This window comes from Rhodobacter calidifons (genome assembly GCF_011174775.1).
GTDB lineage: Bacteria > Pseudomonadota > Alphaproteobacteria > Rhodobacterales > Rhodobacteraceae > Tabrizicola > Tabrizicola calidifons.
In genome coordinates, this window is record NZ_JAANHS010000010.1 from 59,802 (window position 1) to 72,796 (window position 12,995).

Below are 12,995 nucleotides of genomic sequence, written 5' to 3' on the forward strand. Positions count from 1 at the left end.
GCCTCTCAGGCGTTCGTCAGGCGGCAAAGCGCGTCGAGCTTGGCCTTCGCGGCCCCGGAATCGATGGACTCCCGTGCCAACGCGACGCCTTCGGTCAGGGTTCCCGCGCGGTCGGCCACCACCAGCGCGGCGGCGGCGTTGAGGAGAACCGCATCCCGGTAGGCGCCGGGCGCGCCGTCGAGAAGGGCGCGGAAGGCCTGGGCGTTTTCCGCAGGCGTGCCGCCAAGGATCGCCTCGAACGGATGGGCGGGCAGCCCGGCGTCCTCGGGGTGGACGGTGAAATCGCGCACCGCGCCGTTTTCGACGGCAGAGACGCTGGTCGCCCCGCAGATGGTGATCTCGTCGGTGCCGTCCGAGCCGTGGACGAGCCAGGCCTTCTCCGACCCGAGCGCGAGCAGCGTCTCGGCCATCGGGCGGATCAGGGCGTCGGAGAAGGCGCCGGTCAGCTGGCGCTTCACCCCGGCGGGGTTGGTGAGGGGGCCGAGGATGTTGAAGATCGTGCGGGTGCCAAGTTCTGCCCGGACCGGCATGACATGGCGGATCGCGGGGTGGTGCATCGGCGCCATCATGAAGCCGATCCCGGCCTCGGCGAGGCATTTCTCGACCACCTCGGGGCCGACCATCACGTTCAGGCCCAGTTCGGTCAGCGCATCCGCCGCGCCCGACTTGGAAGAGAGATTGCGGTTGCCGTGCTTGGCGACCGTCACGCCCGCGCCTGCGACGACGAAGGCGGTGGCGGTGGAGATGTTCAGCGTGCCCTTGCCGTCGCCGCCGGTGCCGACGATGTCCATGGCACCCGGCGGGGCCTTCACGGCGTTGCATTTCGACCGCATCACGCTGGCGGCGGCGGCGTATTCGTCCACCGTCTCGCCCCGGGTCCGCAGCGCCATCAGGAAGCCGCCCATCTGCGCGGGGGTGCCCTCACCCTCGAAGAGCGCGTTGAAGGCGGCCTCGGCTTCGGGCCGCGTCAGGGGGCGGGTGGCGGCGATGCCGATCAGCGGCTTGAGGGTGTCGGTCATGCCGGGACCCTGGCTTTGGCCGCGTCGAGAAAGTTCCGCAGCAGCTGGTGGCCGTGTTCGGAGGCGATGCTTTCGGGGTGGAACTGGACGCCCTCGATCAGGTGCTGGCGGTGGCGCAGGCCCATGATCGTGCCGTCCTCCAGCCAGGCGGTGATTTCGAGGTCCGCCGGAAGCGTGGCGCGGTCGACGACAAGGCTGTGGTAGCGGGTGGCCTGGAAGGGCGAGGGCAGGCCGCGGAACACGCCTTCGCCGGAATGGTGGATGGTGCCCATCTTGCCGTGGACGATCTCGTGGCAGCGGACGACCTTGCCGCCGAAGGCCTCGCCGATCGTCTGGTGGCCGAGGCAGACGCCGAGGAGGGGGATGCCCGCCGTTGCGGCGGCTTTCGTGAGCGGCAGGCAGATCCCGGCGGCGGCGGGGTCGCAGGGGCCGGGGGAGAGAACGATGACCTCCGGCGCCATGGCGATCACGTCCTGGACTTGGAGGGCGTCGTTCCGTTTCACGACCACTTCGGCCCCCAGTTCGCCCAGGTAGTGGACGAGGTTCCAGGTGAAGCTGTCGTAGTTGTCGATCAGGAGGAGCATAGGTCGGGTCCCGCAGGGCTACGGGCTGGTTATCGCCGATGCGGGGGGCCGTGTAAACCGGGCTTGGGGAGGGGTGCGCCGCGCGTGGCGCGGTTTTCGAGGCTTTGGAAATCAAGGGGTTGGGTGTGGGCGTTTACTTTGGCTTTACCTTTGGACTCGGCTCATCGCGTCCTTCGGTCGCTCTTCTCTGGGGCGCGTCTGCTCATCGCTCCCGTCGGTCGCTCTTCTCTGGGGGTCCGGCGAATGACCGGAGAAAGGAAGGAGGCGTCAGTCGTGGCGCACCGCGTCGTCGTCGCCGAGGTAGTGGCCGGTTTCGACCGCGATCAGGGTGACGGGCAGGCGGCCGGGGTTCTCGATCCGGTGCGGCTGGCCGAGGGGGATCAGGACCGCCTCGCCCTCGCCCACAAGACGGGACCGGATGCCCGTGGTCACTTCGGCGGTGCCTTCGACCACGACCCAGTGTTCCGAGCGGTGGAGATGCGATTGCAGCGCGGTCGCCTGACCGGGCTGCAAGGTCAGCGCGCGGACGCGGAAGCGGCGGCCTTCGGCGAGGACGGGGCCCTTGGGGAGCGGATCAGCGGGCGCAAAGGCCACCCGAGCCTCGGCAAAAACTGCGTGATCGGTTCCGTCCATCGTGCTGCCCCCGTCTGATGCCCCCCGAGACTCCTCGGGAAATGGTTAGCGGGGGGTTAACGACGCGCGGCCATTTCGGGGCATTTCGGGGGTTTTGCGCGGGCGGCCCGGCCGAGGCCCCCCCCCCCCATCCCCTCCCCACAGAGGGGGAGGGGAGGCGCTTGTGGTGCTGGCGGTCTTCCGTGCGCAGCCGGGGTGCGTGGGGAGGCGTCGCTGCCTCCGGCGGGGATATTTGGGGACAGATGAAAGGGCTTGGCTGGCGCGGGAGGTCAGGTCCAGTCGAGCACGACCTTGCCGGACAGGCCGGAGCGCATGGCGGCAAAGCCTTGTTCGAACTCGGCCACCTTGAAGCGGTGAGTGATGACGCGGCGGATGTCGAGGCCGTTTTCCAGCATGGCGATCATCTTGTACCAGGTCTCGAAGATCTCGCGCCCGTAGACGCCCTTGATGGTGATGGCCTTGAAGACGATGCGGGACCAGTCCACGGGGGATTTGCCGGGCGGGATGCCCAGCATGGCGATGCGGCCGCCCATCACCATGTGTTCGACCATCTGGTCGAGGGCGGCCTGGCTGCCCGACATCTCCATCCCCACGTCGAAGCCCTGCGTCATGTGGAGGCCCGCATAGACCGATTTCAGCTCGGTGGTGGCGACGTTCACCGGGACCACGTCGGCAACCCGGGCCGCGAGGTCGAGCCGCGCCTGGTTGATGTCGGTGATGACGACATGGCGAGCGCCGACATGGCGGGCGACGGCGGCGGCCATGATGCCGATGGGGCCTGCGCCGGTGATGAGCACGTCCTCGCCGATCAGGTCGAACGACAGGGCGGTGTGGACGGCGTTGCCGAGGGGGTCGAGAATCGCCCCGATCTCGTCGTCGATGGCGTCGGGCAGGGGGACGACGTTGAAGGCGGGGAGCCGCAGGTATTGGGCGAAGGCGCCGGGCTCGTTCACGCCGATGCCGCGGGTTTCGGGGTCGAGGTGGAAGCGGCCCGACCGGCTTTGGCGCGAGGTCTTGCCGATCAGGTGGCCTTCGCCCGAGCAGCGTTGGCCGATCTCCAGCCCTTCGACGTTGCGGCCCTTGTCGACGATGATGCCTGCGAATTCGTGGCCGGTGACAAGGGGCACGGGAACGGTCTTCTGCGCCCAGTCGTCCCAGTTCCAGATGTGGATGTCGGTTCCGCAGATGCCGGTCTTGTGGATCCTGATGAGCACATCGTCGGGGCCGATCTCGGGGATCGGACGGGTTTCCATCCAGAGGCCGGGCTCGGGTTTGGATTTGGCGAGGACGGTCATTTCGTTTGCGCGCTGTCCGCGCGCGGGCATTTCGTTGGGGCGGGTCATTGCAGGACTCCGGTGGCTTTGCCGGCGGCGGTGAAGGCGTCCAGCGCGAAGTCGAGGTCGGCGCGGGTGAGGGCGGCGTTCATCTGGGTGCGGATGCGGGCCTGGCCCCTGGGGACGACGGGGAAGAAGAAGGGGGCGACATGGACGCCGCGGGTGGCAAGGTCGGCGGCCATGGCCTGCGCGAGTTTCGCGTCGCCGAGCATCACCGGGATGATCGGGTGGTCGCCGGGCAGGAGGGTGAAGCCTGCCTTGGTGAGGCCCGCGCGCCAGTATCGGGCGTTCTCGGCGAGGCGGGCGCGGAGGTCGTCGGCCCCTTCCACGATGTCGAGGGCGGCAAGGGCGGCGCCGACGACGGCGGGGGGGAGGGCGTTTGAGAACAGGTAGGGTCGCGCACGCTGGCGCAGAAGGTCGATCACGGGCTGGGGGCCGGCGATGTAGCCGCCGAGCGCGCCGCCGAGGGCCTTGCCGAGGGTGCCGGTGAGGATGTCGACTCTTACTCCGGCGCGGGCGGGGGTGCCTGCGCCATTGGGTCCGGTGAAGCCGGTGGCGTGGCAGTCGTCGACCATCACCAGCGCGCCGTATCGGTCGGCGAGGGCGCGGATTTCGGGGAGGTTGGCGTAGGTGCCGTCCATCGAGAAGACGCCGTCGGTGGCGATCAGGAGGAAGCGGGCGTTGTCGGCCCTGGCGGCCTTCAGCTGGGCTTCGAGGTCGGCCATGTCGTTGTTGGCGTAGCGGTAGCGTTTCGCCTTGCACAGGCGGATGCCGTCGATGATCGAGGCGTGGTTGAGGGCGTCGGAGATCACCGCGTCTTCGGGGCCGAGGAGAGGCTCGAACAGGCCGCCGTTGGCGTCGAAGCAGGCGGCGAAGAGGATCGTGTCGTCGTGGTTCAGGTAGCGGGCGAGGCGGGTTTCGAGGCGGCGGTGCAGGTCCTGCGTGCCGCAGATGAAGCGGACCGAGGCCATGCCGAAGCCGTGGTCGTCCATCGCCTGTTTCGCGGCGGCGATCAGGCGGGGATCGGAGGCCAGACCGAGGTAGTTGTTGGCGCAGAGGTTCAGCATGTCGCGCCCGGCCATCCGCACATGCGCGCCTTGGGCGCCCTCGATCAGCCGTTCGCGTTTCGTCAGCCCGTCGGCCTCGATCCGGGCGAGGGTGGCGGTGATGTGGTCGAGGAAGCTCGAATCCGTCATAGTAGAACCCTTTCCGGTTTGGCGGAAAATGGCAGATCGTCGAGGGTGTGTCAATTTGACGGATGGTTGTCCGCCATGGTGGAATTCAGCTGTCCTGGACGATGAGGATCGCGCGGGCGGGGCTTTCGGCGGCGATCTCGTGCGGGCGGTCGGCGGGATAGCGGGCGACGTCTCCGGGTTGCAGGTGGTCGGTGGCATCGCCGGAGGTGACGGTGAGGCAGCCTTCCAGCACGGTCAGATGCTCGCGGCAGCCGGGGGAATGGGGGTCGGAGGTGAGACGGGCGTCCCTGGCGAAGGCGAGTTCGTAGACCTCGTGGTGGCCGACGGATTCGGGGGCGGAGAGGATGCGGATCGTCACGCCGCTGCGCTGGATCACCGGGGCCTGGGCGGCGCGGATGACCTCGATGCCGGGGGCGGGGCGGCCTTCGAGAAGGCCGGCGAAGTCGAGTTGCAGCGCCCGGGTCAGGGCCCAGAGGGTGGCGACGGTGGGCGAGGATTCGCCGCGTTCGATCTGGCTGACCATGGAACGGGAGACGCCGGAGAGTTTCGCGGCGGCTTCAAGGGACAGGCCGCGTGCCTTGCGGGCGGCGCGGAGGGAGGCGGCGAGGCGGTCGTGGATGTCGGAACGGTCGGCCATGCAACCACCGTGGAACGGAAGGGCGGAGGCGTCAATCCGCGGCGTCGCGCATCGCGCGGCGCGGCCGGTTTCTGGCCCCGCGGATGTCGGAGCCGCGCATGCCGCATCACGCGTATCGCCATCGCCGCGCCCCGGGGCCGCGGCCTGTGGTGCCAGATCCCCCGATCTACGCCCCCGATCTACGCCCTTCACAATGCCCCGACCTGCCGGCTGCCGACCGCATGGTCAAAAAGGCCATGCGTGGTCTTGTCCCAGTAGAAGGGCCGGGTGGCCAGTTCCAGCAGGCCCTTGTAGGCGGCAAGCGAAGCCAGCGGATGGTAGAGCTTCAGCGTCAGCACCCAGAGCAGGCTGAGCCCGTGGGAGGTGCGACCCAGGCCAAGCGCGCCGACCAGGATATTGGTTGCCTCGGACAGGAGGAAGATCCCGACAATGGCCCAGATCGCGGCGGCGGGCAGGGCGGCCGCAATCGGGTGCGGAAGGCCGAAGGTCAGGATCATGAAGCTCCACAACAGCGGAGCCAGAAGGAACTGCGCGATGGTGCCCAGGAACAGGACCTGAAAGCCCAGAAATCCGCGCGGTCCGAGTTGCCGCCACAGCTGCCGGGGCGTGCGCATGTGCACGACCCAGGTCATCATGTAGCCCTTGATCCAGCGCGAGCGCTGCTTGATCCAGGGCAGGGGCCGGCAGTTCGCCTCTTCCATCGTCACCGTCTCGATCAGCTCGGTCCGGTAGCCATGCCGGGCGAGGCGGATGCCGAGATCGGCGTCCTCGGTCACGTTGTGGGCGTCCCAGGCGCCGAGACTGTCCAGCACGTCGCGGCGGAAGAACAGCGTGGTGCCGCCCAGCGGCACGACCAGGCCAAGCCGCGCGAGGCCCGGCAGCAGCAGGCGGAACCAGCCGGCATATTCGATGGTGAAACAGCGCGACAGCCAGTTGGTGCGGGGATTGTAATAGTCGAGCATCCCCTGAAGGCAGGCGACATCGGGACCGGAGCGCTGGAACCGGGCCACGACCTTGCGCAGCTGGTCGGGTTCGGGCGCATCCTCGGCGTCGTAGACCCCGATGATCGCCCCGCGCGCATGGTCGAGCGCATGGTTCAGCGCGCGCGGCTTGGTCTTGACCTGGCCTTCGGGCACGATCACGACCCGCATCCAGGGCGGCAGTTCCGCCCGGGCCAGCGCATCGAGCGTGACGGAATCCTCGGCCTCGACCGCGAGGATCACGTCCAGACGTTCGACAGGATAGTCCAGCCGCGCAAGCCGGCGCACCAGCCGGGGCGCGATGTCACCTTCGCGGTAGAGCGCCACGATGATCGACACGACCGGCGGGATCGCGTCGCTGACAGGCTCGGCCGCCCGGTCGGGGGCCCGCAGGGTTGCCAGGGTGGCGGCGATCTTCAGCACGGTCAGGCAGGCCAGCGAAAAGACGGCGAAGGCCAGGGCGGCAAGGCCGCTGGCGAGAGGCGCCAGCGCAAGGCTGGCAAGGATCACGCCAAGGCAGGCCATCGCGCGCGGCGAGCGGTGCAGCCGGGGCCAGGACCGGCAGCTTTCGGCCTCTGGCACCCGGGTTTCGGCGGCGCGGGCCAGCTGGTCGCCGCGCCGGGCATGGATCGCGGCCAGGATCGCCCGGGACGAGGCGATGCCGGCCGCGACGGGACCGAGCCGCGCCTCGAGCATGGGACGGAGGCGGCGAAACTCCTCGGGTCGGGAGGTGGCGACGATGGTCACATCGCCGACGCGCTGCCAGGGGACAAGACCGTGGCGCAGGCAATCCTGCACGCCGACCGCGTCGATCAGCCGGGGATCGGGCAGCGCGCTGTCCAGATCGACGACCCGGATGCCGTGATTGCGGGCATCGACGCCGAGGAGGTCGCGTTCGACGACCAGACCCCGGGCGCGCAGCACATCGGGCAGGCGACCGGCCTGTCGCCCCCGGTGCGACAGGGCGGCGACCATCTCGTCCGGGGCGACAACGCCTTCGCGCAGGAGAGAGGCACCGACGGCGAAGGTGCGGCGCGCGGGGCGCTGCGCGGCAGGTGCCGCGTCAGGCTGCAAGACCGTGATCCGTTCGGCGGCACCCATGCCCGTTCCCCCTGTTCCGCAGGTCAGCTTGCGCGCGCGGGGTTAACAGGCGGTTAATGCTTTCAGGCGCGGCGCGCCTTCATCGCGTCGGCGAAGCGTTCGAACAGGTAGAAGCTGTCCTGCGGGCCGGGCGAGGCCTCGGGGTGATACTGGACGGAATAGACCGGCTTGCCCTCGACCGCGATGCCGCAGTTCGTGCCGTCGAAGAGGGAAACATGCGTTTCCTTCACCCCCTTCGGCAGGGTGTCGGCATCGACGGTGAAGCCGTGGTTCATCGAGGTGATCTCGACCTTGCCGGTGGTCAGGTCCTTCACCGGATGGTTCGCGCCGTGGTGGCCGTGGTTCATCTTGCGGGTCTTCGCGCCAAGGGCCAGCGCCAGCATCTGGTGGCCAAGGCAGATGCCGAACAGGGGCAGGTCGCGGTCAAGGACGCCCCGGATCATCGGCACGGCATATTCGCCCGTGGCCGCCGGGTCGCCGGGGCCGTTCGACAGGAACACGCCTTCGGGGTTCAGGGCCAGCACCTCTTCGGCGGTGGCGGTGGCGGGCAGGACGGTGACCTCGCAGCCGACCGAGGCGAGGCAGCGCAGGATGTTGCGCTTGGCGCCGTAATCGACCGCCACGACGCGCAGGCCGGGGCCTTCGCGGCGGGTATAGCCCTGCGGCCAGGCCCAGCGCTTCTCGTCCCAGCGGTAGGATTGCGCGCAGGTCACGTCCCTTGCCAGGTCGAGGCCCACCAGCCCCTTCCAGGCGCGGGCGCGGGCCACCAGTTTCTCGATGTCGAAACGGCCTTCGGGGTCATGGGCGAGTGTCACATGCGGCGCGCCCTGCTGGCGGATCGCGCGGGTCAGACGCCGGGTGTCGATCCCGCCGATCCCGATGCGGCCGACCTTCGACAGCCATTGGGTCAGTTCCCCCGTGGCGCGCCAGTTCGACGGCTCGGTCGGGTCCCATTTCACCACCATCCCGGCGGCGGCGGGGGTGGCGGTCTCGTCATCCTCGGCGGTCACGCCGGTATTGCCGATATGGGGGAAGGTGAAGGTCACGACCTGGCCGGCATAGGAGGGGTCGGTCATGATCTCCTGGTAGCCGGTCATCGCGGTGTTGAAGACCAGTTCGGCGACCGTCTCGCCGGTGGCGCCGAAGCCCTTGCCGTAGAAGATCGTCCCATCGGCCAGGGCCAGGCAGGCGGTAGCATCGCGCGGCGCGGGCATGGAAGACTCTCCCTTTTGGCAAATTGCGCGGAAACTAAGGGGTGCAGCGGGCGGGGTCAAGGGTCGAAGCAAAAAGGAAAAAGCAGCAGATTCAGTGGCTTGGCAAAATTGCCTGAGGTTGCGGTCGGGCCGGGTTCGGGGTATGGTCCAGGACCTGGGGAAACGACCGGAAAGACCGAACCATGCTGTTGCGCGACCGTCTGCAGACGGCCCTGAAAGAGGCCATGAAGGCAAAGGAAGCGGACCGCCTGTCCACCCTGCGCCTGATCAATGCCGCCATCAAGGACCGCGAGATCGCCATCCGGGGTGAATCCGATGCGGGCGAGGTGGGCGAGGCCGAGATCCTTCAGATCATGGGCAAGATGGTGAAGCAGCGCCAGGAATCGGCGCGCGCCTATGAAGAGGGCGGGCGGCTGGAACTGGCGGAGAAGGAACTGGCCGAAATCGCCGTGATCCAGGAGTTCCTGCCGCGTCAGATGGATGAGGGCGAGATCGCGGCGGCGGTCGAGGCGGCGGTGGCCGAGACCGGGGCAACCAGCATCCGCGATGTGGGCAAGGTGATGGCGGCGCTGAAGGCGAAATACACCGGGCAGATGGATTTCGGCGCGGTGGGTGCGCTGGTCAAGGCGCGGCTGGGGTAGCGCGGGGCGCCCGAGTCAGGCTTGATCCAGATTGCGACTTCTGGCGGAATGAAAGGCGCGGCGGTTTCGCTGCGCCCTTTTCATTGTCTCACCGATTTTCAGGAGGATTTGACATGATTTCCTGGCTTTTCACGGCGACTCTCGGTCTGAGTGTTGCCAGCTTTGTTGTCTTCGTGCTGAGTGCATGGTGGGCCTACAGGCTGGCGCGCGTCGCAGCAGCGGCGGGCGGCGGCGCCACGTTCGAGGCCGCCGGAACCGACTTCCCGGACCTGGCGAAACTTGCGGAAGCCTTTGCCAAGGCCGGCACCCCCGCCACGGCGGCGGCCTTGTCGATCTTCGTCATGTTCGTGGCGCTCCTGGTCGCCGGGGTGGTCGAGCTTTCCGTGGACACCAAGCCATGAGCCGAGGTTGCCGCAAGCGAATAGCCCGTCAGCCTTGCCCTGACGGCGGGCCAGAGCGCAGCCGGTGCAGGCGGGTTTCCAGCTCGTCCTTCAGCGCAACCCTCTCGTCCTCGGACAGGAAGGGGCCGAGTTCCACCTCGCGCCCTTCGCCCTTCAGCGTCAGGTAGCGCGGCACCGGGCCGCCGGTTTCGTGCAGGGTGACGCGCAGCCAGTAGGGATTGGCCTCCCAGTCCTGACGGCGGCCCTTCGGCCCGTGGCGCGTCAGGGTGATCCGGTCAGGCGACAGGCGCAGGTCCTCGAGGATGTCGCGGTCGCGCCCGTTCTTGCGCAGCGCGAACCAGATCGCCCAGATCGCCCCCAGAAGGAACGGCAGCAGCGCCCAGAGCACCGGGCTGCCCAGGATGCCGAGCAGCGGCACGGCGATCAGGGCCGAGGTCGCGCCGATGAACCAGACGAAACCGCGCTGGGTCAGCGAGCGGTGCGGCCAGAGGTGGAGCCGGTCCTGTCCGTCCTCGGGGGGAAGCCATTCGTAGGGCATCGGCGGGCGTCGCGTCAGGGGGCAATGCGGTTGAGAAAATCGCCGAAGGCGGCGCGGTAGGCGGCGGGATCCTCGGCGTAGGAGCCGAGGTGATCGGCGCCGGTCCACAGCGATACGGTCGGGGCGCTGCGGCTGGCGGCCAGGCTCTGGCTGGGCCCGATGGGCACGATGCGGTCGCCCGCGCCATGGGCGATGAACAGCGGGCCAGCGAAACCCTGGTAGACCGCCGCCACCTCGGCCCTGGCCAGGGGCAGCGGGGACATGAACGGCAGCATCTGCCTGGCGGTCCAGGCGATGAGGCCGGGCAGGGGCTTTTCGCCCTGGGCGGCGAGGTGGCCGATCACCGCAGCAAAGCTGATCGCCGGGCTGTCCAGCGCCACGGCGCTGACGCGGGATGCCAGCGGGCTTTGGTGCAGGAACTGGCCCAGGATCGCGCCGCCCATCGATTCGGCGGCGACCAGCACCCGGTCGCTGTCGCCGGGGGCAAGATAGGCCACCGCCGCCTCGAGGTCGGGCCATTCGGTCAGGCCGAAGCCATAGGTTGCCCCAGGCGCAGGCGGGGCGTCGGTGTCGTTGCGGTAGCTGATGAGCAGGACGGACCAGCCGGCCTCGTGCAGGAGGCTGAGGGCGCGGTAGCCATCCTCGCGCGCCCCGGCGATGCCGTGGACATAGATTGCCCGGCCCGCTTCCTGCCCGGCGGCGGGGACCAGCCAGGCCTCGCTTGGGCCAAGCGGCGTGGTCAGGGTGACGGTCTGGAACGGCAGCGCCAGCGCGGTTGCGGGATCGCCGCGATAGCCCAGCGCCAGGGGGTCGGTCGGCGGGGTGGCAGTGGCCAGAACCGCGGCAATCGGGCCGACCTTCAGAAGACCTGCGGCGGCATGGGCGAGGAAGTAGCCCGCGATGCCGACATAGCCCGCGAAGGCCACGACCGCGAGCACGCCGATGAATACCAGAACACGCATCATGGTCTTCCCATCGAATGGAAAAGGCCCCGGGCAGGTGCAGCCCGGAGCCTTCGGTTCAGTTCTGGCGACTAGTGCGCGAGGCTCTTGTCCCAGTCGGACGGCTTGGGCAGCTGCTCGAACGTGTGTTCGGGCGGCGGCGAGGGCAGGGTCCATTCCAGGGTGTCGGCGTATTCGTTCCAGTAGTTGTTCTCGGTCACGCGGCGGCCCCACATCAGGGTGTAGAACACCACGCCGATGAAGAACACGAAGGAGGCGAACGAGATGAACGCACCGACCGAGGAGAACCAGTTCCAGTAGGCGAAGGCCTCCGGGTAGTCGATGTAGCGGCGCGGCATGCCCTGGCGGCCCAGGAAGTGCTGGGGGAAGAAGGTCAGGTTCGAGCCGACGAACATCATCCAGAAATGCAGCTTGCCCGCCCATTCCGGATACTGCCGGCCCGACATCTTGCCGATCCAGTAATAGATCCCGGCGAAGATCCCGAAGACGGCCCCCAGCGACATCACATAGTGGAAGTGGGCCACCACATAGTAGGTGTCGTGATAGGCGCGGTCCACCGGGGCCTGGGACAGGACGATGCCCGTGACGCCGCCGACGGTGAACAGGAAGAGGAAGCCGAAGGCCCAGAGCATCGGGGTCTTGAACTCGACCGAACCGCCCCAGATCGTCGCGATCCAGGAGAAGATCTTCACGCCCGTCGGCACCGCGATGACCATTGTTGCCAGCATGAAGTAGGACTGCTGGGTCAGGCTCATCCCGGCGGTGTACATGTGGTGCGCCCAGACGACGAAGCCCAGGACGCCGATCGCCACCATGGCATAGACCATCGGCAGGTAGCCGAAGATCGGCTTGCGGGCGAAGGTCGCAATGACATGGCTGATGATGCCGAAGGCGGGGATGATGATGATGTAGACTTCCGGGTGGCCGAAGAACCACAGGATGTGCTGGTAGAGGATCGGGTCACCGCCGCCGGAGGGCGAGAAGAAGGTGGTGCCGAAGTTCCGGTCGGTCAGCAGCATGGTGATGGCACCGGCCAGCACCGGCAGGGCCAGAAGGATCAGCCAGGCGGTGACGAAGATCGACCAGGCGAAGAGCGGCACCTTGTGCAGGGTCATGCCAGGCGCACGCATGTTCAGGAAGGTGGTGATGATGTTGATCGCGCCCACGATCGACGAGGCGCCCGAGAGGTGGACGGCAAAGATCGCCAGGTCCATCGCATAGCCGCCCTCGGCGGTGGTGGTCAGCGGCGGGTACATGACCCAGCCGACGCCCGAACCCGGCCCCAGATCACCGCCGCCGCCCGGCGCCAGCATCGAGGCCACGCCGAGCGAGGTCCCGGCGACAAAGAGCCAGTAGGACAGGTTGTTCATCCGGGGGAAGGCCATGTCCGGCGCGCCGATCATCAGCGGCATGAAATAGTTGCCGAAGCCGCCGAACAGGGCCGGGATGACGACGAAGAACATCATCAGCACGCCGTGATAGGTGATCATCACGTTCCACAGATGCCCGTTCGGGGTGCAGGTCGCCGCGGCATCGGCCACGAAGCGTGCGCCTTCCTGGCACATGTACTGCACGCCCGGCTCCATCAGCTCCATCCGCATGTAGACGGTGAAGATGACCGAGATCAGGCCGACGAGACCGCCGGTGAACAGGTAGAGGATCCCGATGTCCTTGTGGTTGGTCGACATGAACCAGCGGGTGAAGAACCCGGGTCCGTGGTGTTCGTGGCCATGGATGGCTGCGTCTGCCATTGGC

At 68.1% G+C, this 12,995-nt stretch carries 13 protein-coding genes; 2 read left to right on the top strand and 11 right to left on the bottom strand.

Annotation, left to right across the window (positions count from 1 at the left end; translation table 11 throughout):
• Positions 1-5: 5 nt before the first annotated feature.
• The 8 genes from trpD to carA all read right to left on the bottom strand — a co-directional run bounded on the left by trpD (position 6) and on the right by carA (position 8,698).
• Positions 6-1,019 (bottom strand): anthranilate phosphoribosyltransferase, encoded by a 1,014-nt coding sequence (trpD, locus tag G8O29_RS13315; RefSeq protein WP_166403717.1) that lies wholly within the window; start codon positions 1,017-1,019, stop codon positions 6-8.
• Positions 1,016-1,603, bottom strand: a complete 588-nt coding sequence (locus G8O29_RS13320; RefSeq protein ID WP_166403718.1) for an anthranilate synthase component II — start codon at positions 1,601-1,603, stop codon at positions 1,016-1,018. Before G8O29_RS13320 ends, trpD begins: the two co-directional genes overlap by 4 nt.
• Positions 1,604-1,870: 267 nt before the next feature.
• Positions 1,871-2,236, bottom strand: a complete 366-nt coding sequence (locus G8O29_RS13325; RefSeq protein ID WP_166403719.1) for a phosphomannose isomerase type II C-terminal cupin domain — start codon at positions 2,234-2,236, stop codon at positions 1,871-1,873.
• 269 nt (positions 2,237-2,505) lie between these two features.
• Entirely contained in the window at positions 2,506-3,531 is a 1,026-nt protein-coding gene (gene tdh / locus G8O29_RS13330; protein ID WP_166403720.1) for an L-threonine 3-dehydrogenase, read from the bottom strand.
• Positions 3,532-3,575: 44 nt separating this feature from the next.
• Complete coding sequence (locus tag G8O29_RS13335) at positions 3,576-4,766, bottom strand: glycine C-acetyltransferase (RefSeq protein ID WP_166403721.1); 1,191 nt, start codon at positions 4,764-4,766, stop codon at positions 3,576-3,578.
• Positions 4,767-4,851: 85 nt separating this feature from the next.
• Entirely contained in the window at positions 4,852-5,403 is a 552-nt protein-coding gene (locus G8O29_RS13340; RefSeq protein ID WP_166403722.1) for a helix-turn-helix domain-containing protein, read from the bottom strand.
• Between the two features lie 188 nt (positions 5,404-5,591).
• Positions 5,592-7,484: a glycosyltransferase gene (locus tag G8O29_RS13345; protein ID WP_166403723.1), complete on the bottom strand. Its 1,893-nt coding sequence runs from the start codon at positions 7,482-7,484 to the stop codon at positions 5,592-5,594.
• 62 nt (positions 7,485-7,546) lie between these two features.
• The gene (gene carA, locus G8O29_RS13350) at positions 7,547-8,698 is read right to left on the bottom strand and encodes a glutamine-hydrolyzing carbamoyl-phosphate synthase small subunit (RefSeq protein WP_166403724.1); all 1,152 of its coding nucleotides are present in this window, start codon (positions 8,696-8,698) and stop codon (positions 7,547-7,549) included.
• A gap of 182 nt (positions 8,699-8,880) precedes the next feature.
• On the opposite strand from carA, the gene G8O29_RS13355 reads away from it, so the two are divergent.
• Entirely contained in the window at positions 8,881-9,339 is a 459-nt protein-coding gene (locus tag G8O29_RS13355) for a GatB/YqeY domain-containing protein (protein ID WP_166403725.1), read from the top strand.
• A 113-nt stretch (positions 9,340-9,452) separates the two neighbouring features.
• A complete protein-coding gene (locus G8O29_RS13360; protein WP_166403726.1) occupies positions 9,453-9,740 on the top strand; it encodes a hypothetical protein in 288 nt (95 codons plus the stop codon).
• 28 nt (positions 9,741-9,768) lie between these two features.
• On the opposite strand, the gene G8O29_RS13365 is transcribed toward G8O29_RS13360, so the two are convergent.
• The 3 genes from G8O29_RS13365 to ctaD form a co-directional block, all read right to left on the bottom strand.
• The gene (locus tag G8O29_RS13365; RefSeq protein ID WP_166403727.1) at positions 9,769-10,278 is read right to left on the bottom strand and encodes a DUF2244 domain-containing protein; all 510 of its coding nucleotides are present in this window, start codon (positions 10,276-10,278) and stop codon (positions 9,769-9,771) included.
• A gap of 14 nt (positions 10,279-10,292) precedes the next feature.
• A complete protein-coding gene (locus tag G8O29_RS13370; protein ID WP_166403728.1) occupies positions 10,293-11,240 on the bottom strand; it encodes an alpha/beta hydrolase in 948 nt (315 codons plus the stop codon).
• A gap of 71 nt (positions 11,241-11,311) precedes the next feature.
• Positions 11,312-12,991, bottom strand: coding sequence for a cytochrome c oxidase subunit I (gene ctaD / locus G8O29_RS13375; protein WP_166403729.1), 1,680 nt, complete (start codon positions 12,989-12,991; stop codon positions 11,312-11,314).
• Positions 12,992-12,995: the final 4 nt, after the last annotated feature.